Annotated in this window: 25 protein-coding genes and 1 tRNA gene; 18 read left to right on the top strand and 8 right to left on the bottom strand. The window is 52.9% G+C overall.

The window, feature by feature from the left end; all coding sequences use genetic code 11:
- Positions 1-42 precede the first annotated feature (42 nt).
- From ACOYA6_RS00255 to ACOYA6_RS00240, 4 genes are all read left to right on the top strand, one after another.
- A complete protein-coding gene (locus ACOYA6_RS00255; protein WP_422653802.1) occupies positions 43-519 on the top strand; it encodes a (R)-mandelonitrile lyase in 477 nt (158 codons plus the stop codon).
- Positions 497-1,258: a carboxymuconolactone decarboxylase family protein gene (locus ACOYA6_RS00250; RefSeq protein ID WP_422653801.1), complete on the top strand. Its 762-nt coding sequence runs from the start codon at positions 497-499 to the stop codon at positions 1,256-1,258. Before ACOYA6_RS00255 ends, ACOYA6_RS00250 begins: the two co-directional genes overlap by 23 nt.
- A gap of 9 nt (positions 1,259-1,267) precedes the next feature.
- Positions 1,268-1,852, top strand: a complete 585-nt coding sequence (locus ACOYA6_RS00245; RefSeq protein ID WP_422653800.1) for a flavodoxin — start codon at positions 1,268-1,270, stop codon at positions 1,850-1,852.
- Between the two features lie 107 nt (positions 1,853-1,959).
- Positions 1,960-3,024, top strand: a complete 1,065-nt coding sequence (locus tag ACOYA6_RS00240; RefSeq protein WP_422653799.1) for an alpha/beta hydrolase — start codon at positions 1,960-1,962, stop codon at positions 3,022-3,024.
- Positions 3,025-3,139: 115 nt separating this feature from the next.
- On the opposite strand, the gene ACOYA6_RS00235 is transcribed toward ACOYA6_RS00240, so the two are convergent.
- The gene (locus ACOYA6_RS00235; protein ID WP_251929845.1) at positions 3,140-4,192 is read right to left on the bottom strand and encodes a LacI family DNA-binding transcriptional regulator; all 1,053 of its coding nucleotides are present in this window, start codon (positions 4,190-4,192) and stop codon (positions 3,140-3,142) included.
- Positions 4,193-4,414: 222 nt separating this feature from the next.
- Here ACOYA6_RS00235 and ACOYA6_RS00230 point away from each other — a divergent pair, with 222 nt between their 5' ends.
- The 9 genes from ACOYA6_RS00230 (at position 4,415) to ACOYA6_RS00190 (ending at position 11,386) form a co-directional block, all read left to right on the top strand.
- Positions 4,415-4,858: a PTS sugar transporter subunit IIA gene (locus ACOYA6_RS00230; RefSeq protein WP_422653798.1), complete on the top strand. Its 444-nt coding sequence runs from the start codon at positions 4,415-4,417 to the stop codon at positions 4,856-4,858.
- Between the two features lie 7 nt (positions 4,859-4,865).
- On the top strand, positions 4,866-5,132 hold the full coding sequence (locus ACOYA6_RS00225) for a PTS sugar transporter subunit IIB (protein WP_422653797.1): 267 nt from the start codon (positions 4,866-4,868) through the stop codon (positions 5,130-5,132).
- Between the two features lie 31 nt (positions 5,133-5,163).
- Positions 5,164-6,426 carry a PTS ascorbate transporter subunit IIC gene (locus tag ACOYA6_RS00220; RefSeq protein ID WP_422653796.1) on the top strand — a complete coding sequence of 421 codons (1,263 nt, stop codon included), beginning with the start codon at positions 5,164-5,166 and terminating at the stop codon, positions 6,424-6,426.
- 22 nt (positions 6,427-6,448) lie between these two features.
- Positions 6,449-7,126: a D-allulose 6-phosphate 3-epimerase gene (gene alsE / locus ACOYA6_RS00215; RefSeq protein WP_422653795.1), complete on the top strand. Its 678-nt coding sequence runs from the start codon at positions 6,449-6,451 to the stop codon at positions 7,124-7,126.
- 182 nt (positions 7,127-7,308) lie between these two features.
- Positions 7,309-7,779: a PTS sugar transporter subunit IIA gene (locus ACOYA6_RS00210; RefSeq protein ID WP_039032105.1), complete on the top strand. Its 471-nt coding sequence runs from the start codon at positions 7,309-7,311 to the stop codon at positions 7,777-7,779.
- A 49-nt stretch (positions 7,780-7,828) separates the two neighbouring features.
- Positions 7,829-8,140, top strand: coding sequence for a PTS fructose transporter subunit IIB (locus ACOYA6_RS00205; protein ID WP_039032104.1), 312 nt, complete (start codon positions 7,829-7,831; stop codon positions 8,138-8,140).
- Between the two features lie 43 nt (positions 8,141-8,183).
- Complete coding sequence (locus tag ACOYA6_RS00200; RefSeq protein WP_039032103.1) at positions 8,184-9,290, top strand: PTS fructose transporter subunit IIC; 1,107 nt, start codon at positions 8,184-8,186, stop codon at positions 9,288-9,290.
- Between the two features lie 228 nt (positions 9,291-9,518).
- Positions 9,519-10,370 carry an aldo/keto reductase gene (locus tag ACOYA6_RS00195; protein WP_422653794.1) on the top strand — a complete coding sequence of 284 codons (852 nt, stop codon included), beginning with the start codon at positions 9,519-9,521 and terminating at the stop codon, positions 10,368-10,370.
- A 26-nt stretch (positions 10,371-10,396) separates the two neighbouring features.
- Entirely contained in the window at positions 10,397-11,386 is a 990-nt protein-coding gene (locus ACOYA6_RS00190; protein WP_422653793.1) for an aldo/keto reductase, read from the top strand.
- A 34-nt stretch (positions 11,387-11,420) separates the two neighbouring features.
- On the opposite strand, the gene ACOYA6_RS00185 is transcribed toward ACOYA6_RS00190, so the two are convergent.
- Entirely contained in the window at positions 11,421-12,314 is an 894-nt protein-coding gene (locus tag ACOYA6_RS00185; protein ID WP_139564380.1) for a LysR family transcriptional regulator, read from the bottom strand.
- Positions 12,315-12,462: 148 nt separating this feature from the next.
- Here ACOYA6_RS00185 and ACOYA6_RS00180 point away from each other — a divergent pair, with 148 nt between their 5' ends.
- Both ACOYA6_RS00180 and ACOYA6_RS00175 read left to right on the top strand, forming a co-directional pair.
- Entirely contained in the window at positions 12,463-13,254 is a 792-nt protein-coding gene (locus ACOYA6_RS00180; protein ID WP_422653792.1) for an SDR family oxidoreductase, read from the top strand.
- A gap of 112 nt (positions 13,255-13,366) precedes the next feature.
- Positions 13,367-13,618, top strand: a complete 252-nt coding sequence (locus ACOYA6_RS00175; protein ID WP_223075579.1) for a YdgH/BhsA/McbA family protein — start codon at positions 13,367-13,369, stop codon at positions 13,616-13,618.
- 53 nt (positions 13,619-13,671) lie between these two features.
- Here the strand turns inward: ACOYA6_RS00175 and ACOYA6_RS00170 are convergent.
- A tRNA-Thr gene (locus ACOYA6_RS00170) sits at positions 13,672-13,747 on the bottom strand.
- A 307-nt stretch (positions 13,748-14,054) separates the two neighbouring features.
- Here ACOYA6_RS00170 and ACOYA6_RS00165 point away from each other — a divergent pair.
- Positions 14,055-16,688, top strand: a complete 2,634-nt coding sequence (locus ACOYA6_RS00165) for a bifunctional diguanylate cyclase/phosphodiesterase (RefSeq protein ID WP_422653791.1) — start codon at positions 14,055-14,057, stop codon at positions 16,686-16,688.
- Between the two features lie 34 nt (positions 16,689-16,722).
- On the opposite strand, the gene proA is transcribed toward ACOYA6_RS00165, so the two are convergent.
- Both proA and proB read right to left on the bottom strand, forming a co-directional pair.
- Positions 16,723-17,976, bottom strand: a complete 1,254-nt coding sequence (gene proA / locus ACOYA6_RS00160; protein WP_422653790.1) for a glutamate-5-semialdehyde dehydrogenase — start codon at positions 17,974-17,976, stop codon at positions 16,723-16,725.
- A gap of 10 nt (positions 17,977-17,986) precedes the next feature.
- Positions 17,987-19,090 carry a glutamate 5-kinase gene (proB, locus tag ACOYA6_RS00155; protein WP_039032096.1) on the bottom strand — a complete coding sequence of 368 codons (1,104 nt, stop codon included), beginning with the start codon at positions 19,088-19,090 and terminating at the stop codon, positions 17,987-17,989.
- A 303-nt stretch (positions 19,091-19,393) separates the two neighbouring features.
- Here proB and phoE point away from each other — a divergent pair, with 303 nt between their 5' ends.
- Complete coding sequence (phoE, locus tag ACOYA6_RS00150; RefSeq protein WP_422653789.1) at positions 19,394-20,446, top strand: phosphoporin PhoE; 1,053 nt, start codon at positions 19,394-19,396, stop codon at positions 20,444-20,446.
- 66 nt (positions 20,447-20,512) lie between these two features.
- On the opposite strand, the gene crl is transcribed toward phoE, so the two are convergent.
- From crl to gpt, 3 genes are all read right to left on the bottom strand, one after another.
- Positions 20,513-20,914: a sigma factor-binding protein Crl gene (gene crl, locus ACOYA6_RS00145; RefSeq protein ID WP_422653788.1), complete on the bottom strand. Its 402-nt coding sequence runs from the start codon at positions 20,912-20,914 to the stop codon at positions 20,513-20,515.
- Positions 20,915-20,971: 57 nt separating this feature from the next.
- Complete coding sequence (gene frsA, locus ACOYA6_RS00140) at positions 20,972-22,216, bottom strand: esterase FrsA (protein ID WP_039032093.1); 1,245 nt, start codon at positions 22,214-22,216, stop codon at positions 20,972-20,974.
- 99 nt (positions 22,217-22,315) lie between these two features.
- Positions 22,316-22,774, bottom strand: a complete 459-nt coding sequence (gene gpt / locus ACOYA6_RS00135) for a xanthine phosphoribosyltransferase (RefSeq protein WP_032616685.1) — start codon at positions 22,772-22,774, stop codon at positions 22,316-22,318.
- A 260-nt stretch (positions 22,775-23,034) separates the two neighbouring features.
- Between gpt and pepD the strand changes: the two genes are divergently transcribed.
- Positions 23,035-24,492 (top strand): cytosol nonspecific dipeptidase, encoded by a 1,458-nt coding sequence (gene pepD / locus ACOYA6_RS00130; protein WP_422653787.1) that lies wholly within the window; start codon positions 23,035-23,037, stop codon positions 24,490-24,492.
- Positions 24,493-24,532 lie beyond the last annotated feature (40 nt).

Here is a 24,532-nt window from a genome sequence, read left to right as displayed (position 1 = left end):
TCATCGCAGGCAATCCCCTCTTCATTGATAAGGACGCTTTGCATGATCGGACATTTACGTTACCTCGGGTTGTTACTGCCTATTACATTTTCATCCTGGGCAGCGGAGCGAAATCCCGCTGTCCATATCGCCCCTGCAGGAAGTCAGAATGCGGTGTTCGGGTCAGCCGAGAACTTTACCGGTCGCGTCAGGGTTGATCCTCTCTTCAAACCGGATAACGACATCAGTGTTTCCGGGGCTTATGTCACCTTTGAACCCGGCGCTCGTTCCGCCTGGCATACGCATCCGGCAGGTCAGCGGCTGATTGTGACCTCGGGTGTTGGGCTCACCCAACAAGAAGGCCAGCCGGTGCAGGTTATCCGCGCCGGTGACGTTGTCTCTTGCCCGGCGGGCGTCAAACACTGGCACGGGGCGGCACCCGGCAGCGCGATGACGCATCTGGCGATAACCGGGATTGTGGATGGCAAAAGCGTTAACTGGATGGAGAAAGTGACAGATGAACAATACCACGGCCATTAAAGCATTAGCGGCAGCGGTACTGCTGACCTTTGGTTTTGGTCTCGCGGCACATGCTGCACCCGTCAGTAAAGGAGCCTCAGAAATGAACCACGAACAAAAGGTTTCAGATACGCTGTCAGCTCGCCAACAGGCCATCCCGTTGATTGCGGCATCGATGGCCAGCAGTCAGATGGATAAGCTGAATGCAGCCCTGAATCAGGGACTGGATGCCGGGCTTACGATAAACGAAACCAAAGAGATTCTCGTCCAGCTTTATGCCTATACGGGCTTCCCTCGTAGCCTGAATGCGCTTAATGAACTGATGAAAGTCGTCGAAGCACGTAAACAACGTGGTATCAAAGACGTTGAGGGTAAAGAACCGGTTGCCCCGATCCCTGTCGGGGATGAGCTTCGCCGTGTCGGTACCGCAAACCAGACAAAAATCTCAGGCGCTCCCGTCCAGGGCCCGCTGTTTGATTTTGCCCCGGTGATTAACCAGTTCCTGCAAACGCACCTTTTCGGCGACATTTTCGCCCGTGATAACCTCGACTGGCAAAGCCGCGAGCTGGCAACGGTTGGCGCATTAGCGGCCACGCCGGGCGTCGAATCACAACTGCTGTCGCATACGCGAGCAAGCATGCGGGTCGGCCTGATGGCGTCGCAGCTGCGCCAGCTGGCACAGGTTCTGCGTGAACATGGCGAAAGTGATGCAGCAACGCGAGCTGAAAAGGCGCTGCAGCAGGCGCTTGCAAACAATTAGGAGTGGATTATGGAGCATGATCCCAACCGCAGAATGTTAATCACCGCACTTGCCGGGCTGACGCTGGCGAACGTTTCTTTTGCATCAGCTGCGACCGGAACCGCAAACGTGCAGGGTAAAAGCCGTGTTCTGGTGGCGTACTTTTCCCGCAGCGGAAATACACGGGTGATTGCGGGCGTCATTCACCGCAGCCTGAATACCGATCTGTTTGAAATCGAACCGGCTATGCCTTATCCGGAAGACTATTTTCAGACCGTTGAACAGGCGAAAAATGAGCGTGAGCGAGGCGTAAAACCGGCATTAAAAAATAGCGTTGCAGATATCTCACGCTACGAGACCCTGTATTTAGGCTTTCCGATCTGGGGGACCAGCGTGCCGCCTGTCGTGCAAGCATTTCTCAGCAGCCACAACCTTGCGGGCAAATTACTCATCCCCTTTATTACTCACGGTGGCTACGGTAAAGGAGACAGCGACGACATCCTTGCCAGTCTCGCCCCAACTGCGCGTCGGGAAAAACCGCTGGTCATTGAATGCGACCAGGAGCGAAGAACCACTGAAACGGTAACAAGTTGGTTAGAGACAATACGCAGTTAATCGTCCGCATTCATGAGTCTGCCAAATAAGGGCAATCAGGGGTGCTAAATAATTAACGCTGACTACTCAGATATGATTGAACGGCAAACATAACAGAGGATGTAATCTTGAAGACAATCTTAAAAACGCTGGCCATCTGCGTAATGGCGGGTGGCCTGGTGGCTCAGTCGGTATACGCCGAGCCGCTGGTCATTCAGGAACAGGGAAGCTTTTCTGCTGGTGGCACTATCATAACCGCACCAGGAACATTTGACGCGAAAAAGCCGCTGAATTCAGCTGGCCAAACCTGGCATGGCGATCATGCCTCTGTGTTCTACCAAATCCCGGAGAATCCGCATAAATACCCTATTGTGATGCTGCACGGCGCAGGTCAGTTCTCCCGTACATGGGAAAGCACTCCGGATGGTCGCGAAGGGTTCCAGAACATCTTCCTGCGTCGCGGGTTCTCAACCTATCTTGTCGATCAGCCGCGTCGGGGCAGCGCCGGGCGCACGACTGTAGAAGGTACTGTTACGCCTAAGCCGGATGAACAGATGTGGTTCAACCAGTTCCGCGTTGGCGTGTGGCCAGAGTATTTTAAGGGCGTTCAGTTCTCTCACGACAAAGAAGCGCTGAATCAGTATTTCCGTCAGATGACCCCAAATACCGGGCCGTTTGATATCAATGTCATCTCTGATGCGATGTCCGCCGTCGTGGATAAATCCGGCCCCGCTATCCTCTTCACCCACTCTCAGGGTGGCGGACCAGGCTGGTACACGGCGATGAAAAATGACAAGGTCAAAGCCATTGTCGCCTTCGAGCCCGGCAGCAGCTTTGTCTTCCCGGAAAAAGAACTCCCAGCCCCTATGCCAAGCGCGTTCGACACGCTGAAGGGTGAGCCGGTGCCGATGGCGCAGTTTATGGCACTGACCAAAATCCCGATTCTGATTATTTACGGCGATAACATACCGGATAAACCTGTAGCCATGCCCGCGCAGGACAGCTGGCGCGTAAGACTGGCGATGGCCCGTGAGTGGCGTGACGTGGTGAATAAGCATGGCGGGGATGTCACCGTGACACATCTGCCAGAAGTGGGAATCAAAGGGAATACACACTTCCCGTTCTCTGATTTAAATAATGTGCAGATTGCTGATTTGGTGAGTCAATTTTTGAAAGAGAAAAATCTGCAATAGGGAGAAATGTTATCAACAGAGAGTATCAGCCCGACACACTCTCATGCCGACGCCCAGTGACCAACAGTTATCCTGCCGTATCTGGCGGGATAACAAATCAATAATGTTAATCGCCCTATTGTTTTCTTGTGCTGGCACGAACTTGTAAAGTTGAAGGTAATTCAATGACTTTATCTGTCGATTTATCCGCCAGCAGATCCAGCAACGTTTTACCTGCCACAGTTCCCGTTTCACTCCAGGGGAATTCGACCGCAGTCAGAGCCGGGGAGCAAACCGCTGCAAGGGTCCCTCCACTCAAACTTGCCAATGCCAGCGCGTCGGGCACTTTTTGCCCCGCACCGTTGCAGGCCATGATGCAGCCGCAGGCAATTTCATCAGATGTACAAATCAGGGCATCCAGCTCAGGCCAGGTGATACGAATATCGCCCAGCAGGTTCAAACCGGTTGTAATACCCGCTGGCAGGTGAGAAGTAACCACGCGATGCGGGGAGTTGTTAACCGAGAGCATAGCGCTGTTCCAACCGCTCAGTACCTGGCGAAACATAATGTTATTGGAGGCGGTGCAAAGCAGGCCAATATTTTTATATCCGGCCTGTACCAGCGACGTGACCAGCTTTTTGATGGCTGCAGCGTAGTCAACGCCAATGCTGACCCAGCTTGCGTCGCGATTGATGGCACCAATCTCAACCACCGGCACGCCGGTGTTGATTATCATTTGCGAGCAACTGCCGATGTTATCAATATTGAACTGGACAATCGCCGCCGGGTTGTAGGCGAGCATTTGCGCAAACGCATTCTCTTCACTCTGCCCCCCCTGGCCGGACTCGATAAACATCATGCTGTAGCCCTGGGTCCCGAGCACGGTCTGCAGCGTTTCGGAGACGGCAAGAAAGCCCGGGGAGGAAAAAGAGGGAACCACGCCCATCACCAGGCTGGAGTCAGCAGAGGCAAGGCTACGGGCCTGCAGGTTTGGCACATAGCCCAACTCGCTCACCGCCGCTTCGATACGGGTGCGCAGTTCAGGATTCACTTTTTCAGGCATACGTAACGCGCGCGACACGGTCATCGTGCTAACGCCGACCAGTTTAGCAACTTCAGCGAGCGTGATTTTACCGGTGTTTTTTCTGCGTTTTTCTCTCCCGCTATCGTCCGCTTCTAACGTCTGCACTGATGTCCTCCTCTCGCCTGAATGGGCAGCCATTGTAATTGATGTTTAGCGTTTTGCGCATTGCACAACTGAAAAGTAATGATAAGTTTGATTAGCAAAGTTAGCGGTAACAAGAATTTTAACATTACATCCATGTTAGCGCTAACTTTGAGAGAATGATCACGGTAAGCCACGAAAACATTCCACTATAGTAGTCCCACTTTCAACGCTATCGGGGTATTTATGATTACGACATGGTTACCTGCAGAAAATATCCAGATTGTAGATTCAGTTAGCGACTGGAAACAGGCCATTACATTATCGGCTCAACCCTTATTGGCGAAAAAGACGATTACTGAAGACTATATTCAAGCCATTTTTAACAGCCACCGGGAACTTGGTCCTTATTATGTTCTGGCACCTGGCCTGGCGATGCCTCATGCTCGCCCGGAACAAGGAGCAATTAAAAACGGGCTATCGCTTTTACATATTAAACAAGGCGTTTCTTTTGCCGCAGAAGAGAATGACCCTATTTACGTTGTGATTATGTTATGTGCGCTTTCGGGAGATGAGCACATCAATATGATTACAGCCCTGGCGGACATTTTTAGCGATGATGAACGACTCTCAGCACTGCTGAAGGCATCATCAATGGAATCAATTCAGACCGTTATCAACGGGCAGTGAGGTAGAGATGAAAAAAGTTCTGATTGTTTGCGGTAACGGTTTAGGCAGCAGTTTTATCGTTGAAATGAAGGTAAAAAAAATAATTAAAGAGCTGAATAAAGAAGCCGAGGTTTCCCATACCGATCTGACGTCAGCAAAAAGCGAAACGGCCGATATTATTCTTAGCGCCAGAGATATTGCTGAACATTTGTCAAACCATTCTGCACAGGTATTTGGTTTATCTAATCTGCTGGATAACAATAAAATCAAAGAAATTCTTTCCGAAAATCTCTGATTAATTATTTGCGGCCTTACGGAGTCATTCTATGCTGCAGTTTATTATTCATGATGTGTTGGGTACACCAGCAATACTGGTCGGTCTGTTTTCCCTGATCGGCTTATTATTGCAGAAAAAAGCCATTTCCGAAGTTATTTCCGGAACCCTCAAAACCATTATGGGTTTTGTGATATTAACATCCGGGGCGGCGATTGTCGCCACGACGTTAACAACCTTTAGCCAGCTGTTTGAGCATTCCTTCCATATTCAGGGGGTGGTACCCAATACCGACGCCATGGCAGCGCTGGCGCAGAAAAACTACGGCACCGCGACGGCAATGATCATGGTGCTGGGGATGTTGTTTAACATCGTCCTTGCCCGTATCACGCCGCTGAAGTACATCTTCCTGACGGGGCACCACACGCTCTATATGTCGGCAATGCTGGCTGTCATCCTCTCTGTCGGCGGTCTGTCGCCGTTTTGGGTGGTACTGGTAGGGGCGATGATCCTCGGCATCATGATGATGGTCTCTCCGGCTATTCTGCAGCCGTTCACACGCAAAATTACTGGTACTGATGACCTGGCGCTGGGCCACTTTGGTTCAACCGGCTATCTGCTGTCGGCGCTGGTGGGGAAAGCGATCGGTAAAGGCAGTCCGTCGATTGAAGAGCTGAAGGTCCCGAAATCGCTGAACTTCCTGCGTGACTCCTCCGTCGCCATTTCGCTGACAATGATGATCCTGTTCGTGATTCTGGTCCTGATAGCAGGCAAAGAGTTCGTTGAAACCAGCATCAGCGGCGGTCAGAACTTTATCATCTTCGCCATTATTCAGTCGCTGACCTTCGCGGCAGGCGTGTGGATCATCCTCGCAGGTGTGCGCATGATTATTGCCGAAATTGTTCCGGCCTTTAAAGGCATCGCCGACAAGTTGGTGAAAGACGCCAAACCGGCGCTCGACTGCCCTACCGTCTTTCCATTCGCCCCGAACGCGGTGATCGTCGGATTTCTGTCAAGCTTTGCCGCCGGTCTGGTGAGTATGTTCCTGTGCCCACTGTTTGGATTGAGCGTCATCGTTCCCGGCCTGGTGCCGCACTTCTTCTGCGGCGCGACGGCGGGCGTTTACGGCAACATCTGCGGCGGTCGGCGCGGCGCGGTGGTGGGTGCATTCGCTCACGGTCTGCTGATTTCATTTTTGCCTGCGATTTTGCTGCCTCTGATGGGCGACCTTGGCTTTGCATCCACCACCTTTGGCGATGCAGACTTCGGCGTTGTTGGCATCATTCTTGGGCATGTCGTGTCACTGTTTAATTAATTAACTCTTTTGGAGGTGAGGTATGGCAGCTAAATTTTCGCCCTCGTTAATGTGTATGGATTTAACGCAGTTCAGAGAACAAATTACGGCAATGAACGGACGGGCTGATTTTTATCACGTTGATATTATGGACGGTAACTATGTGAAGAATATTACGCTATCACCGTTCTTTATCGAAAACCTGAAGAAAATTACCGATGTGCCAATTGATGTGCATCTGATGGTGAATCACCCGGAAGATATTATTCCAATGTGTATTGATGCAGGGGCAGATATTATCAGCTTCCATCCGGAGACGGCGAATAACAAAATCTTCCGTCTGCTGAACCAGATTAAAGACGCTGGTCGCCGCTGTGGCGTGGTTTTGAACCCGGCTACTCCAGCGGATGCTATTAAAGAGTACGCGCACCTGCTGGATAAAGTAACCGTCATGTCGGTTGATCCAGGCTATGCGGGGCAGAAATTTATTCCAGAATCACTCAACAAAATCAAACAACTGATTGCGATGCGCGAAGCGCATGGTTACCACTACCTGACGGAAATTGACGGCTCCTGCAACGAGAAGACCTTTAATGTCATCTCCCAGTCCGGCGTCGACGTCTTTATTGTGGGAACATCGGGCCTGTTCTCGCTGGCGGATAATGTCAGCGATGCCTGGGATAAAATGGTCGATATCTACCAGCGCGAAGTCGCTGCCTGAAAATTGCAGCGCGCTCAGCCGTATTGAGCCATCGCGCAGGACTAAGAGTCTATTTAACCGGTCTGTCTCTTTGCCCTCGCGCCTGATTTTTACGGTTGAGGGTGCTGTACCTCATTTATTATCAAGGTGAAATCTATGCACTTTGATAATTAACCCTGACTTTATTTTAACGAAGGTCGATGATGGATATTTCTCATGTACTTAATGTAAAAAACATCAAATTAAACATGGCGGCAAAAACGAAAGAAGAGGCCATTGAAGAATTAACGGATCTCCTGGTGCAGGATGGCGCCGTCATTAATAAAGCTGATTTTTTGAAAGATGTCTGGCTTCGTGAAGAACTGGATTCAACCGGGTTTGAAAATCATATTGCAATCCCGCACGGCAAATCTTCCGGCGTAGCGCGGACGGCACTGGCAATCGGACGAACCCAACATGATATTCCCTGGGAAACCATGGATGGCAGTGATGTCCGATGCATTATTTTATTTGCGGTGTGCTTAGTCGATCAGAATGCGACCCATATTCGGCTGCTGGCTCATGTTTCTGGCTCGCTGGCGGATGAAGATATTATTGATAAATTACTGCAAGAGAATGACCCTCAGAGAATTATTGATCTTTTAAATGCTGAAAGCGAAGGTGCTGGCGTTTAAAAAATGGGTTGTGTAACTGCTTACCATTAAATAAATCAAGGTGAAAGAGATGAATATTGTCGGAATTACCGCCTGTACCGTAGGGATTGCGCATACCTATATTGCCCAAAAGAAAATTGAAACTGCAGCAAAAAAAGCGGGTCACAATGTCAAAATTGAAACGCAAGGAACTATTGGTATCGAGAACGCTTTAACCGCTGAAGAAATTGCCCAGGCCGATATTGTGCTGCTCGCCGCTGATGTTCAGGTATCTGGAGAAGAACGGTTCGCCGGAAAGAGAATAGTAAAAGTTCCAACGGAAATGGCTGTGAAATCTCCCAACAAGCTTATTGAAAAGCTCGGTGAATTAGTGAATTCATAACTTTTACCTGTGCGTATCCTCTATAAATTAAAGGGCGTAATTTATGAATATAAAAGAAATATGGAAAGCAGCGAATCCTAAAGGTCATCTGCTAACTGCTATCTCGTTCTTAATTCCCATAGTATGTGGCGCTGGATTTATTATTGCTATCGGTATGGGTCTTGGGGGTACGGTTCAGGACGCTTTAGTACCCGGTGAGTTTGATCTGTGGCAGGCCCTGGCAACCATGGGAGCCAAGGCGCTCGGACTATTACCCGTCGTGATTGCCATCGGTATTTCTGGCTCGATTGCAGGCAAGCCCGGCATTGCACCCGGTTTTGTCGTAGGTCTGGCTGCTAACGCCATTGGTGCAGGTTTTATCGGAGGCATGATCGGGGGCTACATTTCAGGCTATATCGCCCTTGCTATCATTAAAAATATGAAGGTCCCGGACTGGGCCCGGGGCTTAATGCCGACACTGATTGTGCCCTTTTTTGCATCGATTCTCAGTGCGTTAATCATGGTCTATATCATCGGTACGCCGATTGGTATTTTTACCGATGCGCTGACATCTTTCCTGAGAAGTATGGGGACTTCATCTAATTTACTCTTAGGTGCTGTTATTGGAGCGCTATGTATCATTGACTTTGGCGGGCCGATTAATAAAACGTGCTTTGCATTCGTTTTAACGCTTCAGGCGCAAGGTATAAATGAGCCCATTACGGCTCTGCAGTTAGTTAACACGGCAACACCTATCGGTTTCGGGCTTGCATTCTTTATCGCCAAACTTCTTCGCAAAAACATCTACAATAACGAAGAGATCGAAATGTTAAAATCGGCGGTTCCTATGGGGGTAGTCAATATTGTTGAAGGATCTATACCCATAGTGATGAATGACATCGTTCGCGGTATTGCGGCTGCTGCAATTGGTGGTGCCTGTGGCGGTGCCATCACCATGGTATATGGCGCAGATGCAACCGTCCCTTTTGGCGGCGTTTTAATGATTCCAACAATGTCACACCCAATGGCGGGTATTATGGCATTACTGGTTAATATATTGGTCACAGCGACTGTCTATGCAGTTATCAAAAAAGATGTTCCTCGGGATGTTGTCATAAACAATGATCATGAAGAGGAGGATATTAACCTGGATGACATCAAAATAAGCTAAGTATATACGTCACCACAAATAACCAGCTGAGTAAATTATGGGCTTATTTAAGGGATGCAGATAAATATCTGCATCCCTTACGAAAAGAATAGAGCCTTTTGATGATACCCAGAACCAGTACCATTTGATTAATGAACACATCTAATAAACCCTAGCTAATTACCCCATCTAATCGAATAAATCAGTTTGCGTTATGCTTTTCCAACACAACAGCTGAAGGATAACGTCATGCAAACTGTAAAACTGAACAACGGTATTGAAATGCCCTTGGTGGGCTTTGGTGTCTTCCAGATGACGGATGCTGCTGAATGCGAAAGAGCCGTTCTTGATGCCATCGATACGGGATACCGCCTGATCGATACCGCCGCGTCTTACCAGAACGAAACCCAGGTCGGGAATGCACTGAAACAGACCAGTATCGCCCGTAACGAGCTCTTTGTGACGACCAAACTCTGGCTACAGGATACGAATTACGAAGGCGCTAAAGCCCAGTTCGAACGCTCCCTGAATCGGCTGCAACTTGATTACGTCGACCTGTATCTGATTCACCAGCCTTATGGCGATGTCCATGGAGCATGGCGTGCTATGGAAGAACTGCATCAGGCAGGCAAAATTCGCGCCATTGGCGTCAGCAATTTCCATCCTGACCGACTGGCCGACCTTATCGCCTTCAACAACGTGGCCCCAGCGGTGAACCAGATTGAAGTTAACCCCTTCAACCAGCAGCTGCATGCCGTTCCATGGAATCAAAGCCATGGCATTCAACCGGAAGCCTGGGCACCGTTTGCTGAGGGTAAAAATGGCCTGTTCCAGCATCCCGTGTTAACGGCGATTGGCCAGAAGTACGGCAAAAGCGTGGGTCAGGTTGTGCTGCGTTGGATCTTCCAGCGAGGCATCGTTTCGCTGGCGAAATCGGTGCGCAAAGAACGCATGGAAGAGAACATCAACATTCTCGATTTTGAACTCAGCTCTGAAGATATGCTGCAGATTTCCGCCCTCGACACCGCAACCAGCGCCTTCTTCTCTCACCGCGACCCGGCGATGGTGAAATGGCTGACTGGCCGCAAACTTGATGTTTAAGTCGCGATAAAAGAGGTATTAATTCAATGCAAAAACGTTATCTGGGTAAATCCGGACTCGAAGTCTCCGCGCTTGGGCTCGGTTGCATGGGCTTAAGCCACGGCTACGGCCCGGCGACCGATACTCGTCAGGCTATCGAGCTCATTCGCGCAGCGGTTGAACGTGGCGTCACCTTCTTCGATACCGCTGAAGTGTATGGCCCCTTCCTCAATGAAGAAGTTGTCGGCGAAGCCTTAAAACCGCTTCGTGACCGTGTGGTCATTGCCACTAAGTTTGGTTTTACTTTTGGCGACGACAACAAGCAGCAGATTTTAAACAGCCGTCCGGAGCATATCCGTGAAGCTGTGGAAGGATCATTACGCCGTCTTAAGACTGATGTCATTGACCTGCTGTATCAACACCGTGTCGATCCGGATGTCCCGATTGAAGATGTTGCGGGTACGGTAAAAGACCTGATAGCTGAAGGCAAAGTTAAACATTTCGGTCTGTCCGAAGCGGGTGCGCAAACCATTCGTCGTGCGCATGCCGTACAACCGGTCACTGCGCTTCAAAGCGAATACTCCATGTGGTGGCGCGAGCCTGAGCGGGAGATCCTGCCGTTGCTGGAAGAACTGGGCATTGGTTTTGTGCCCTTCAGCCCATTAGGCAAGGGCTTCCTGACGGGCTCGATTAAGCCAGGAACCACTTTTGGCAAGGATGATTACAGAAGCCAAGTGCCGCGTTTCGCAGAGCAGGCGATTGAAGCCAATGAAAAACTGGTCTTATTGCTGGGTGAACTGGCGGCAGAGAAAGGTGTGACGTCTGCACAAATCGCGCTGGCGTGGCTGCTGGCACAAAAGCCGTGGATTGTTCCTATCCCTGGTACCACGAAACTGCACCGGCTGGAGGAAAACCTTGGGGCCGCCGACATCATCCTTTCTCAGGATGACTCGCGACAGATAACCCAGGCGCTTGAAACGATTAAAATCGTCGGCGAACGTTACTCTCCTGAGCATCAGGCCCGCACAGGACGTTAATATCCGGACGGGTCCGCTGAGACTGGCGGACCCGTTATTCATGGTAGCGAAGCGCATCGATCATCAGCGCAAATGCGGGCGGATGCTGCTTACGGCTCGGGTAGTAAAGATAATATCCGGGGAAAGATGGGCACCAGTCCTGCAAAACCTGAATAAGCTCTCCCGACTTTATATAATCCTGCACCCTGTCTTCAGGTATGCAGGCGAGGCCAAAACCCGATAACGCCGCATCAATCCTTTCCGCCTGCAGATTAAACGTTAGCTGCCCTTCCACTCTGACCCGTAACGGTTTCCCATCCTTCTCAAACTCCCAGTGGTAAAGCCCACCGGCTGTTGGCAGGCGCATATTGATACACCGATGATTTTGTAGCTCGTGCGGCGTTTCAGGTGCAGGATTTGCAGCGAAATAAGACGGCGCTCCTACCACGGCCATTCTCATGTCCGGCCCAATTCTTACCGCAATCATGTCCTTATCCACGCTTTCTCCCAGGCGGATCCCGGCGTCAAAACGCCCCTCAACAATATCGACAAAGCCGTTATCAACCACCAGTTCAACATTGATTTCCGGATATTCCCTGAGGAAGGGTTTTAGCTTCGGCCATACCAGACTTCGTGCGGCATGCTCCCCGGCAGATAAACGGATATTGCCGGAGGCAGTGCCGTTCAGTTGAACAAGCGATTCAAGCTCCTGCTCCAGATCGGCAATACGAGGTTCAAGACAGGCAATAATTCTCTCACCGGCTTCCGTAGGGGCAACGCTTCGGGTCGTACGGGTCAAGAGGCGTATATTCAGCCTTTCTTCCAGGGCCTTCATCGCGTGGCTGAGTGCAGACTGAGAAACGCCCAGTTTACCCGCTGCTTTGGTAAAACTTCGTTCCCTCGCCACTACAAGAAAGATTTGCAGTTCATTGAAGTTTTCTTTAAGCATCGGCGATTTCCTTATGGAGGCATTCCCTTCATCGCACACTCATGAAGGGTGTTCATAGACACAATCATTTTAGCCCTATTACTGACAATAATGATAATTGATATTGTGACCCTATCGAAAATAAGTCCGAATTATCAGAAGGTTTATCATGAAAATACTCATAGCAGGCGCGACAGGAAGTATTGGTCTTCATGTCGTGAATAGCGCTATTGAAATGGGCCATCAGCCCGTCGCGCTGGTCAGAAATAAACGCAAAATAAAATTACTTCCTCGTGGAACGGATGTTTTTTACGGCGATGTATCACTACCTGAAACACTCACCGAATTGCCGAAAGATATTGATGCCATCATTTTCACGCTCGGTTCTGATGGTCAGGGTCGTATTGGTGCCAGAGCGATCGACTACGGCGGAGTGCGTAATATTTTACGAATTTTCAAGGATACACCTGTTCATATCAGCCTGATGACCACGATTGGCGTGACTGAACGACTCAGTACCTGGAATCAACGTACTGAGGTTCATGACTGGAAAAGACGTGCCGAGCGTCTGGTCAGGGCCAGTGGTCATCCCTATACCATCGTCCGGCCCGGCTGGTTTGATTACAACAATGACAATGAACACCGAATCGTTATGCTTCAGGGAGATCGTCGCCATGCGGGAACACCAGAAGATGGTGTGATATCCCGGGAGCAAATCGCCCTGGTTCTGGTCAGTGCCCTGACCAACGAAGAGGCAAAAAATAAAACCTTCGAGCTGGTGGCTGAACGAGGTGAAGCACAGCAGGATCTTACCCCATTATTTGCAGATCTGCTGGCTGATGATCCACAAAAAATTGATGGGGTTCTGGACATAGACAATATGCTTCTGCGTGAAGAACCTGAGTGCATTATTAACGAGCTGAATTTGTATTCAAAAAAATTAACCAATCGACAACCCTGACAATTTTGTCATAAAGCGGTCAGCATCATGACAGCTTAGGTCTGTATATTTGAATACACAGATGGAGAAAATGACTCCAGTTTCAAACATAAATTTAAAAGAGGTATTAGATATGAAAGCATTGCTTATTACTACATTGGTCATGGGATTTATTTCTGTGAATTCCGCCTCTGCCGCTCAGGAAATTAACCATGCCGATGGGAAAGAGAAGATCGGTGTCGTCTCAGCCAGCAATGCCTATACGCTTGATGAATTATCGAATGCGCTTTCCCGTAAAGCTGATGAGCAAGGAGCAACGTCATTCAAAATCCTGTCAACCACGGGGAATAGCCGGTTGCACGGGGTTGCTGAAATCTATAAGTAAATCATTAGCCTCTGGGACAGGATGTGTCACAACCTTCTTATGGGAGTTTGAAATGGTGCCGATAATAGGAGTCGAACCTACGACCTTCGCATTACGAATGCGCTGCTCTACCAACTGAGCTATATCGGCTTTCAGGAGGGGTGCTTCGGTGTAAAAGGGTAAGAAAAAGCGCCCACCCCGTCAAGCCTTCGCCTTTTGGTTGTTGTTTTTTGCAGCACCATGAACAAAATCAACACAAACTGAAGGGTTACTGCCCTCTTTTGGCTTTTTCAACCGCTCCGCTGGCGACTATTTACCCACACTGCCTGCCCCCTCTCCCCGCATCTTTCCAGAATCGTCTATCTTCAGTTTTAACTTATTAAAATCAAGCCCCGCCAGAACAGGTCGATACTTACAGAGACCGGAACGAAGAAAAGCCTGAGAGAGTGGGTGAATAATGCATAAATTTTTTGTCTCCGATGACGTAGCCGGCACGGACCTTGAGCCGAAAAGAACCGCCAGCTTTATCAAACGCGCCCTGCTGGTGATGGTGTCTCTGCTGGCGATGCTGTTTATCATCGCCATCATCGCGTTGCTGACCATCGTGCGCAATATCAACGAAGACAGCGATAAGCACAGCGCCATGCTGCTGCAAAAGGCGATCTATAACCGTGTCGATACGCTCACGACCCACATCAAAGACTATGCCTGGTGGGGCGAGGCCTACCAGCATCTTCACCCCAGGGTGGACACTGACTGGGCCTATACCCGCCAGAATATGGGCGCTTCGCTGTGGCGCGATTTTGAGTACGAAGGGGTGTTCGTGCTCGACGGTAGCGGGCAGACTCGCTACAGCGTGATTAACGGCAAGCTGGTGGCGCACTCCCTGCAATCCTGGCTGGGTGACGATCCCCTGCCCGACCTGACGCAAAAAATAGATAAGCCTGACGCCATGCCAGTGGCGAGTACGGTGGTGATGAAGGATGGCCATCCGGCACTCGTGGCGGCAGCGCGCATCACCACGGGTGATGACTCAAGCATTAATGTTGCTCCTGGGTCCGCCTCGGTGCTGGTGTTTGTGGACGTGCTCGATGCGCGTAAGCTCACCGCGCTCGGTGAGGAGTACGGAATCGCCGAAACCCGCGTGCAGCATAAGGGCGCGCCGAAGCTGGCTGGTCGGCGCGGGACGGCGACGCTCCCGGTTGATGGTCAGCAGGTCACTTTTGAGTGGAAAAGTGAGGATCCGGGGCGGGAGCTGATGCGCTATATCCTGCCGCTGCTGATCCTGCTCGCGCTCTGCACCGCTGTTCCCGGCGTGATATTAGGGCGCAACGCGCTGAAAAAGGCGCGTATGTATGACGAAAATACCTGGCTGCTGGCGCAGAACCGTCTGGCGCTGACCGCCAGCGAAAGACGTTTTCGTGACGTCGCCGAGGCCACCACGGACTGGATCTGGGAGACGGACACCGAACTGCGTTTCACCTGGCTTTCTGAGCGTTTTCCGGGGATCACGGGGCACAGTATCTCGTCCTGGATCGGCCGCCCGCTCAGCGAGTTTATGGAGGCAGAAAACCAGTCGCTGGCGGAGTGGATCACCCTGCCCGGCCAGTCGGGCCATCGCCGCCTGCTGCACTGCCGCTATCTGTCGGCGATGGGCCACCAGCGCTACTGCCATATTGCGATCAAACCCGTTGTCGCGCCGGAGGGGATCACCGGCTACCGCGGCACCGCCACGGATGTCACCCTCGAAGTCGAGGCCCAGGCGCGCGTGGAGTACCTCTCCCGACACGACGATCTCACCGGGCTGCCCAACCGGGTGCGCATGCGCGAGTTTCTGGAGGGCAAGCTGCGGGCGCAGCCTACGCAGGTACATCCGCTGGCGATGCTGAGTCTCGATCTCGATAAGTTTAAGCCGGTCAACGATCTGTTCGGCCACGGTGCCGGTGATAGCGTGCTGCATGAGGTCTCGGCCCGGTTACGGGCCTGCATCCGGGATTACGATCTGGTGGCGCGCCAGGGCGGGGACGAGTTTATTCTGATCATCTCCGACATTCATGACCGGCGCTACATTGAGACCCTGTGCGAACGCATCATCACCGAGCTGACGCGCCCTTTCCTGATCAACGGAAATGAGATCGTGATTGGGGCCAGCATCGGGATCGCCATGGCACCGCATGATGCCGTCGACGCGGGCGAGCTGCTGCGGTTCTCCGACATTGCGCTGTACCGGGCCAAAACCACCGGGCGTAACAGGTGGATGTTCTACACCCCGGAAATGGCAGAGCAGATTGTGCAGCGCCGGGAGATGGAAGAGAGCCTGCGCGAGGGCATCAAAAAAGAGCAGTTCAGTCTTGTATACCAGCCGCGCTATGGCCACAACTCATCACGGATCATCGCCGTGGAGGCACTCATCCGCTGGCATCATCCCGAACTTGGTCTGATCATGCCGGATCAGTTTATCTCCCTGGCCGAAGAGACCGGGCTGATTATCCCGCTCAGCGACTGGGTGCTGAAAACTGCCTGCCGGGATGCGCAGCAGACGCTGCATGGCCTCTCGGTATCGGTGAACATCTCTGCGGTCGAGTTCCGATCCTGGCAGGTGGTGGATCGCATCAGGGAGGCGCTGCAGGAGTCGCAGCTGGATCCGGCCCGGCTGGAGATCGAAGTGACCGAGAATGCCACGCTGTGGAACCCGGAGAACAGCCTAGAAATCATGCTGGCGCTGAAGAAACTGGGCGTGAAGCTGCTGATGGACGATTTCGGCACCGGCTACTCCTCCCTGAGCTACCTGCGCAATTTCCCGTTCGATGGCATCAAGCTGGATAAATCCTTTATCGACGGCATGCCGGGGAGCGACAGCGCCAACACCATCGTCGAAAATATTATCGGCCTCGGCAAAGCGTTCTCGCTGAGCATTACCGCAGAAGGGGTGGAAACCGAAGAGCAGCTGCAAAAGCTGATGATGATGGAGTGCGATGAAACCCAGGGGTATTTAATCAGCAGGCCGCTTAGCCTGACGGCACTGAAGGAGCAAATCGCCGCGCTGGACTCGGCGGCACAGGAACGGGCAAGCCAGAATAATCAGGGATAGCGCGGGCAACAGCGGTTGCTGCCCGCGCAGGGGATTACGCGCGAATAGTATCGTCGCCGAAGCCGATCCACTTGTAGGTGGTGAGCGCTTCAAGCCCCATCGGGCCGCGGGCGTGGAGCTTCTGGGTGCTTACCGCCACTTCGGCGCCCAGGCCAAACTGGCCGCCGTCGGTGAAGCGGGTAGAGGCGTTGACGTAAACCGCAGAAGAGTCCACTTCGTTGATAAAGCGATTCGCATTGCTCAGGGTGCGGGTGAGGATCGCATCGGAATGCTGAGTGCCGTGTTCACGAATGTGGGCGATGGCGTCGTCGAGATCGGCAACCACCTTCACGTTCAGATCCAGCGACAGGAACTCGTCGTCGTACTGCTCCGCTTTCACCGCTTTAACCTTCGCCGGACCGCTCTGCAGCTGTGTCAGCGCGTTGGCATCGGCATGCAGGGTGACGCCGCTTTCCGCCATCTGCTTGCTGAGCGCTGGCAGGAAGGTGTCGGCGATGCCCTGATGCACCAGCACCGTCTCCACCGAGTTACAGGCACTTGGACGCTGGATTTTGGCGTTGACGATGACCTTAAGGGCCGGGTCGACGTCGGCGGTGTCATCCACAAAGATATGGCATACGCCGATACCGCCGGTGATCACCGGGATCGTCGACTGCTCGCGGCACAGCTTGTGCAGGCCTGCGCCACCGCGCGGGATCAGCATGTCGATGTATTTGTCCATGCGCAGCATTTCGTTGACCAGGGCACGATCCGGGTTTTCAATCGCCTGAATCGCAGCAGCCGGCAGGCCGCACTCTTCCAGCGCCTGCTGGATCACTTTTACCGTGGCGGCGTTGGTGCGCCAGGTCTCTTTCCCGCCGCGCAGGATGGCGGCGTTGCCGGTTTTCAGGCACAGCGAGGCAACGTCCACGGTCACGTTGGGACGGGCTTCGTAGATCACGCCGATCACCCCCAGCGGCACGCGGCGACGTTCGATGCGCAGGCCGCTGTCCAGCAGTCCGCCGTCAATCACCTGCCCTACCGGATCGGCGAGGCTGCATACCTGACGCACGTCGTCGGCAATGCCTTTCAGGCGCGCGGGGTTTAATGCCAGACGATCGAGCAGCGCCTCGCTCAGGCCGTTGCGGCGGGCTTCCAGCAGATCCTGCTCGTTAGCGAGCAAAATCTCGTGAGACTGGGCTTCCAGATACTCTGCAATTTTTTCCAGCACGCGGTTTTTCTCGCGGCTGGAAAGGAGCGCCAGTTTGTACGAGGCGGCTTTGGCAGCGGCGCCCATTTGTTCCAGCATGTCCTGCTCCTTAACGGGTGATCATGTCGTCGCGATGGACAGCAACCGGGCCGTACTCATAGCCGAGAATGGCATCGATCTGCTGTGAATGGTGGCCTGCAATGCGGCGCAGCGCGTCGCTGTTGTAGCGGCAGACGCCGTGGGCAATGTCGCGCCCTTCCTGATTGCAGATACGAATCACTTCACCACGGGAGAAGTTACCTGTCACGCTTTTAATTCCTTTTGGAAGCAATGAGCTGCCTCTTTCCAGAATCGCGGCGGTGGCGCCTTCATCCACGATAAGCTCGCCGGCCGGCGGCGCGCCGAAGATCCAGCGTTTGCGGTTTTCCAGCGGGGTGGCTTCGGCATGGAAACGGGTGCCTACCGAAATGCCTTCCACCACGTCGCCAATCACGCCCGGACGGCTGCCTGCGGCAATAATGGTGTCGATCCCCGCCCGGCAGGCCACGTCGGCCGCCTGCAGCTTGGTGCCCATACCGCCGGTGCCGAGGCCAGAGACGCTGTCGCCCGCGATGGCGCGCAGCGCGTCGTCGATGCCTTTCACATCGGTGATCAGCTCAGCCTGCGGGTTGGTGCGCGGGTCGGCGGTGAACAGACCCTGCTGATCGGTCAGCAGCAGCAGTTTATCTGCGCCTGCCAGAATGGCGGCCAGCGCGGAGAGGTTATCGTTATCGCCGACTTTGATTTCTGCGGTGGCGACCGCATCGTTTTCGTTAATCACCGGAACGATGTTGTTATCCAGCAGCGCGCGCAGGGTGTCGCGGGCGTTGAGGAAACGCTCCCGGTCTTCCATATCGGCGCGGGTCAGGAGCATCTGCCCGACGTGGATGCCATAGATAGAGAACAGCTGTTCCCAGAGCTGGATCAGGCGGCTTTGCCCTACCGCCGCCAGCAGCTGCTTGGAGGCGATGGTGGCGGGAAGTTCGGGGTAGCCCAGGTGCTCACGCCCGGCGGCGATCGCCCCGGAGGTGACAATCACAATACGGTGCCCTGCGGCGTGCAACTGCGCGCACTGGCGCACAAGCTCAACAATGTGGGCGCGATTAAGGCGGCGCGATCCGCCTGTTAACACACTGGTACCGAGTTTTACCACCAGCGTCTGGCTGTCACTCATGATTCTCTGCCGTTCAAAATAGGGGAAATGATATCAATCAGACTTTTTATCAGGACTGGGGCCTGTTGCCAACCGCCTTAGCACTAAGGCCACCACTTTGTTGCGCGGGATCAGGAAGCGTAGCGGCAAACTTTGACACTTTTATTACTGAAACAGAAAAATACATTTATTTAAAATTATTCTGAGATTGTCATAAAACGTTCATTACAGAAAGTTAAAACCCTTCCTGTTTTTTCACGGAACATAAGCATCAGCTGACTGTTCAGCGAATATTAGCGCGTATATATAAAACCAGGATTGAAAATGAAAAAGAGTACTCTGGCATTAGTGGTAATGAGCGTTGTGGCAACTTCATCTGTACAGGCAGCCGAAGTATTTAATAAAAACGGCAATAAACTGGACGTGTACGGTAAAGTAAAAGCCATGCGTTATATCAGCGATGATGATGCTAAAGATGGTGACCAGACTTACGTGCGTTTCGGCTTTAAAGGCGAAACGCAGATCAACGAACAGCTGACCGGCTATGGCCGCTGGGAAGCAGAATTCTCCGGCAATAAAGCCGAAAGCGACGCAACGCAGAAAACCCGTCTGGCCTTCGCCGGTATTAAGCTGAAGGACTTTGGTTCAATCGATTACGGTCGTAACCTGGGCGCGCTGTATGACGTTGAAGCCTGGACCGATATGTTCCCGGAATTCGGCGGTGACTCTTCCGCGCAGACCGACAACTTCATGACCAAACGCGCCAGCGGTCTGGCAACCTACCGTAATACCGACTTCTTCGGCGCCATTGATGGCCTGGATCTGACCCTGCAATATCAGGGTAAAAACGAAGGCCGCGAAGCCAAAAAACAGAACGGCGACGGCTTTGGTACTGCGCTGACCTATGATTTCGGCGGCAGCGATTTCGCTATCAGCGGCGCTTACACCAACTCTGATCGTACCAACGCCCAGAACCTGCTGGCGCGCGGCGAAGGTGAAAAAGCTGAATCCTGGGGCACCGGCCTGAAATATGACGCGAACAACGTTTACCTGGCAGCCATGTACACCGAAACGCGTAATATGACGCCAATCTCTGGTGGTTTCGCTAATAAAGCGCAAAACTTCGAAGCCGTAGCGCAATATCAGTTTGACTTTGGTCTGCGCCCGTCCCTGGGTTATGTCCAGTCTAAAGGTAAGGATATTGAAGGTATCGGTGATGAAGATATCGTGAAATATATCGACGTCGGCGCGACCTATTATTTCAACAAAAATATGTCGGCGTTTGTTGATTATAAAATCAACCAGATTGACGACGATAATAAACTGGGCGTGAGCAGCGATGATATCGTTGCGCTGGGTGTGACCTACCAGTTCTGATTTATGCAAATAAAAAAAACCCGGCTCGGTGCCGGGTTTTTTATTGTCTGTTTTTCGCGCCAGACGTTATGCCGTTAATTTCACCGGCTCGTTGGTGAAATCATCAGCAGGCTCGAGTTTAAGATCGAACGTTGCCAGCAGCGCACGGGCTTTTTCATGGAATTCACGCAGGGTGTGCTCAAGGCGCTGGACCACTTCCGGATCCTTAATGGCCATCGCCTGCCAGTGACCCTCTTTATCGAACAGGCCAAACTGGTAGCTATAAGTGAAGCGTGACTCTTCGGCTTCCATTTCCATCCACCATCCCCAGAATTCGCGCTTCTCCGGCGCTGGCTTTACGTTAACGCACACGGCCAGGCAATCGAAAAAGAAACGATTCTCTTCGCACTGCTCTTCGCGGATGTAGGGGCCAAGAGCCATAAACTTCTTGATCATTCTACTTTTCGGATGTCCACTCGGTAACGTCATTGCGATCTCCTTTTGTGAAGCCACTGTTTTACCAAACCTCAAAAAATTAGCAATCTCTTAACTCAATCTCTGATGGATCCAGCGCGTGATCTGCTGCAAGGCTTTGTCAAAATTCTCATACACCGGGCTGAACGGCACCTCCAGCAGTTTGCCATCCACAGATGACGAGGTGATTAAGCGGGACTCCTCTTCCGGGCTGAACGGATCGTTTTTCCAGAAACCCGAGAGCATTGGCGTAGGGCAACGGCGGCCCAGCAGCCCCTGCATTTTCAGGGAGTAGCGATTGAGCTCCACGCGCAGCGCCTCGTCCGAGGCATCGTGCATACCCAGTCGGCTGGCCAGCACATCGAGATACATCTCCGGGACGCTGCCCTGACGGGCGGGTTCACTTAACAGGGCGTGAACCACCGGCCCCAGACAGGCCACCGCCTTCAGGCGTGATGATTCCAGATAGGCCAGACGAACGGCGACATTGGCGCCAAAGCGGAAGCCAAACGCCGCCACCCGGGTGTGATCCACCCACGGATTCTGTTCCAGCGCTTTCAGGGCATGCTGGTGGAGCAAGCTGGAATCCTGCGTCAGTTTCCATTTTGACGAGAAGCCAATCGACGGCATGTCGAGGGTCAGCATCGCCAGCCCTTTTGGCGCCAGGTAGCGCTCATACAGGCTATAGTAATCGGTTTGCAGGGAGTCGAGGCCGCCGCACATCATCACCGTCGGGAAAGGGCCGTCGCCTGGGGGCATATGCAGGAAGCCGGTCACCGCCGGGCCGCCGGGGATGGTAAAACTGATTTCGCGCATACGGCCAGGCAGGTGCTGGGCCGCTTCCTGGTAGGCACGGTTCGCCAGCGCCTGGGCCTGCTCCGCCAGTTCATCGCCTTTCAGGTGCGGGTATGCCGCGATGCTGTAAAGGTTACAGGCGTGCAGCCAGTGCTGGCCGCTAAGCAGAGGATCTTCCTCCTGGCTGGCCTTCTGCTGCCAGAGCATCGCCTGTTTTGCCCACTCGTAGATCCAGTTGCCGCCGCGATAGCCTACCACCGTATCGTACAGATCCTCGTCGGTACGTTCGGCCTGGCTCATGACGATACGCGCCTGCACGTCGAGAATTTCACGGGGATCGATGCCGCGCCAGATCCACATCAGACGGTTCACCATGCGGTACCAGTGCGGGATGTTTTTGCCATCAAGCGCCGATTGCACTGAGGGTTGTACGCCGCTGTTAAAACGACGAACCAGCGTCGAGGTTTCCGGGTGCTTGAATTTGGGCTTGAAGAGAATTTCGCTGAGATTCGCCTGGGACATTGCGCGCTGCCTCTATAGATACGTCAGAGGGCATCATTGTAACGCGACAGAGGCGAAAAAAATAACGCCCGGCATCACCGGGCGTTAAAAATGTATTTATTAGCGGCCTGAAATAGGTGGGACGAATACGACGCCCATATCCCATGGCTGTTCGATCCAGGTATCCTGCGGGATATCAATGACATAATCGTCAACCAGCGGCTTACCGGCCGGCTTGGCGAAGATGGTAACGAAATGCGCTTTTGGATACATTTCGCGGATAGCGACTGCCGTACCGCCGGTATCAACCAGATCGTCAATCACGATGAAACCTTCACCATCGCCTTCAGCGCGTTTCAGCACTTTCAGCTCACGCTGGTTGTCGTGGTCGTAGCTGGAGATGCACACGGTATCGACATGACGAATACCCAGCTCACGTGCCAGCAGCGCCCCTGGTACCAGACCGCCGCGGCTGACAGCGATAATGCCTTTCCACTGTTCGGATGGCATCAGGCGTGCAGCCAGTTTACGTGCATGAATCTGCAACATGTCCCAGGTGACGATGTATTTTTCGCTCATGTGAATTGTCCCAGCCTGTGTTTATACGGCTTAAAAAGTGTTCGAGGGGGAAAATGGTTGCGCGAGATTATAGAGATCTGAAGCACTAAAAACCAGTGCTAAGCGGTTACAGCGGGAGTTTTTACTTGCTTACCCCTACCAGCCGACAGAGAAAGTGGTATTCTCAAACCCACCTCGCAAGTCTGACTTGTGGTAACTCTAAACCTGCTAACCCCGTGACCTGCAAGATTGTCTGCAGGAGATCGACAAGGAGACTTACTGTGTCTGAACTGTCTCAACTATCACCACAACCGCTGTGGGATATTTTTGCCAAAATCTGCTCCATTCCTCATCCGTCCTATCACGAAGAACAGCTTGCCGAACACATTATGGGCTGGGCGAAGGAAAAAGGGCTGCACGCCGAACGCGACCAGGTTGGCAACATTCTGATCCGTAAGCCTGCTACCGCAGGCATGGAAAACCGTAAACCGGTTGTGCTGCAGGCTCACCTGGACATGGTGCCACAGAAGAACAACGACACCGTTCACGATTTCACCAAAGACCCGATTCAGCCGTACATCGATGGCGACTGGGTTAAAGCCCGCGGCACCACCCTGGGTGCGGATAACGGCATCGGTATGGCCTCTGCGCTGGCGGTGCTGGCCGACGACCGCGTTGAGCATGGCCCGCTGGAAGTGCTGCTGACCATGACCGAAGAAGCCGGTATGGATGGCGCATTTGGTCTGCAGGCAAACTGGCTGCAGGCGGATATCCTGATCAATACCGATTCCGAAGAGGAAGGCGAAATCTACATGGGTTGCGCGGGCGGTATCGACTTTATCTCCACGCTGCCACTGACCCGTGAAGCGATCCCGGCAGGGTTCCAGACCTTCAAGCTGACGCTGAAAGGGCTGAAAGGCGGACACTCCGGCGCTGACATTCACTTAGGTTTGGGCAATGCCAACAAGCTGCTGGCCCGTTTCCTGGCCGGTCATGCTGCGGAACTGGATCTGCGTCTGGTGGATTTCAACGGCGGTACGCTGCGTAACGCTATCCCGCGTGAAGCCTTCGCGACCCTGGCCGTTGCCGCAGACAAAGCCGATGCGCTGAAAAAGCTCTCCTCCGTTTATGTGGATATCCTGAAAAACGAACTGGAAGCTAAAGAGAAGAACCTGACCATGGTTCTGGAAGCAATCGCCAGCGATAAAGCGGCGCTGACTGAACAGTCACGCGATCGTTTTGTTCAGCTGCTGAACGCCACGCCAAACGGCGTGATCCGCAACTCCGACGTGGCGAAAGGCGTGGTGGAGACCTCCCTGAACGTCGGCGTGGTGACCATGGGTGACGACAGCGCAGAGATCATCTGCCTGATCCGCTCCCTGATCGACAGCGGTAAAGACTACGTGGTGAGCACGCTGGAATCTCTGGGCAAACTGTCTGGCGCGAAAACCGTCGCCAAGGGCAGCTACCCGGGCTGGCAGCCGGATGCAAGCTCTCCGGTGATGGCGCTGGTGCGTGAAACTTATCAGCGTCTGTTCAACAGCACGCCGAACATCCAGATTATTCACGCAGGTCTGGAATGCGGTCTGTTTAAAAAGCCGTACCCGGACATGGACATGGTGTCCATCGGGCCAACCATTACCGGTCCGCACTCTCCGGATGAGCAGGTTCATATCGAAAGCGTGGGGAATTACTGGACCCTGCTGACCGAACTGCTGAAAGCGATTCCGGCTAAGTAAGGTGCGGTCTGATGCCCGGCGGCACTGCGTTTGCCGGGCC

Origin of the sequence: Leclercia barmai (assembly GCF_049312895.1) — a bacterium.
GTDB classification, from domain to species: Bacteria; Pseudomonadota; Gammaproteobacteria; order Enterobacterales; family Enterobacteriaceae; genus Enterobacter; species Enterobacter barmai.
This window is presented reverse-complemented; position numbering and strand designations above follow the sequence as displayed.

Bases quoted from the DNA above. Each gene is read 5' to 3' on its own strand.
- frsA (WP_039032093.1), bottom strand. From the start codon at position 22,216: ATGTCCCAGGCGAATCTCAGCGAAATTCTCTTCAAGCCCAAATTCAAG.
- ACOYA6_RS00255 (WP_422653802.1), top strand. From the start codon at position 43: ATGATCGGACATTTACGTTACCTCGGGTTGTTACTGCCTATTACATTT.
- proA (WP_422653790.1), bottom strand. From the start codon at position 17,976: ATGCTGGAACAAATGGGCGCCGCTGCCAAAGCCGCCTCGTACAAACTG.
- ACOYA6_RS00230 (WP_422653798.1), top strand. From the start codon at position 4,415: ATGATTACGACATGGTTACCTGCAGAAAATATCCAGATTGTAGATTCA.
- proB (WP_039032096.1), bottom strand. From the start codon at position 19,090: ATGAGTGACAGCCAGACGCTGGTGGTAAAACTCGGTACCAGTGTGTTA.
- alsE (WP_422653795.1), top strand. From the start codon at position 6,449: ATGGCAGCTAAATTTTCGCCCTCGTTAATGTGTATGGATTTAACGCAG.
- ACOYA6_RS00205 (WP_039032104.1), top strand. From the start codon at position 7,829: ATGAATATTGTCGGAATTACCGCCTGTACCGTAGGGATTGCGCATACC.
- ACOYA6_RS00185 (WP_139564380.1), bottom strand. From the start codon at position 12,314: ATGCTTAAAGAAAACTTCAATGAACTGCAAATCTTTCTTGTAGTGGCG.
- ACOYA6_RS00250 (WP_422653801.1), top strand. From the start codon at position 497: ATGAACAATACCACGGCCATTAAAGCATTAGCGGCAGCGGTACTGCTG.
- ACOYA6_RS00220 (WP_422653796.1), top strand. From the start codon at position 5,164: ATGCTGCAGTTTATTATTCATGATGTGTTGGGTACACCAGCAATACTG.
- ACOYA6_RS00165 (WP_422653791.1), top strand. From the start codon at position 14,055: ATGCATAAATTTTTTGTCTCCGATGACGTAGCCGGCACGGACCTTGAG.
- ACOYA6_RS00210 (WP_039032105.1), top strand. From the start codon at position 7,309: ATGGATATTTCTCATGTACTTAATGTAAAAAACATCAAATTAAACATG.
- ACOYA6_RS00195 (WP_422653794.1), top strand. From the start codon at position 9,519: ATGCAAACTGTAAAACTGAACAACGGTATTGAAATGCCCTTGGTGGGC.
- ACOYA6_RS00190 (WP_422653793.1), top strand. From the start codon at position 10,397: ATGCAAAAACGTTATCTGGGTAAATCCGGACTCGAAGTCTCCGCGCTT.
- ACOYA6_RS00245 (WP_422653800.1), top strand. From the start codon at position 1,268: ATGGAGCATGATCCCAACCGCAGAATGTTAATCACCGCACTTGCCGGG.
- crl (WP_422653788.1), bottom strand. From the start codon at position 20,914: ATGACGTTACCGAGTGGACATCCGAAAAGTAGAATGATCAAGAAGTTT.
- gpt (WP_032616685.1), bottom strand. From the start codon at position 22,774: ATGAGCGAAAAATACATCGTCACCTGGGACATGTTGCAGATTCATGCA.
- ACOYA6_RS00175 (WP_223075579.1), top strand. From the start codon at position 13,367: ATGAAAGCATTGCTTATTACTACATTGGTCATGGGATTTATTTCTGTG.
- ACOYA6_RS00180 (WP_422653792.1), top strand. From the start codon at position 12,463: ATGAAAATACTCATAGCAGGCGCGACAGGAAGTATTGGTCTTCATGTC.
- ACOYA6_RS00225 (WP_422653797.1), top strand. From the start codon at position 4,866: ATGAAAAAAGTTCTGATTGTTTGCGGTAACGGTTTAGGCAGCAGTTTT.
- phoE (WP_422653789.1), top strand. From the start codon at position 19,394: ATGAAAAAGAGTACTCTGGCATTAGTGGTAATGAGCGTTGTGGCAACT.
- ACOYA6_RS00200 (WP_039032103.1), top strand. From the start codon at position 8,184: ATGAATATAAAAGAAATATGGAAAGCAGCGAATCCTAAAGGTCATCTG.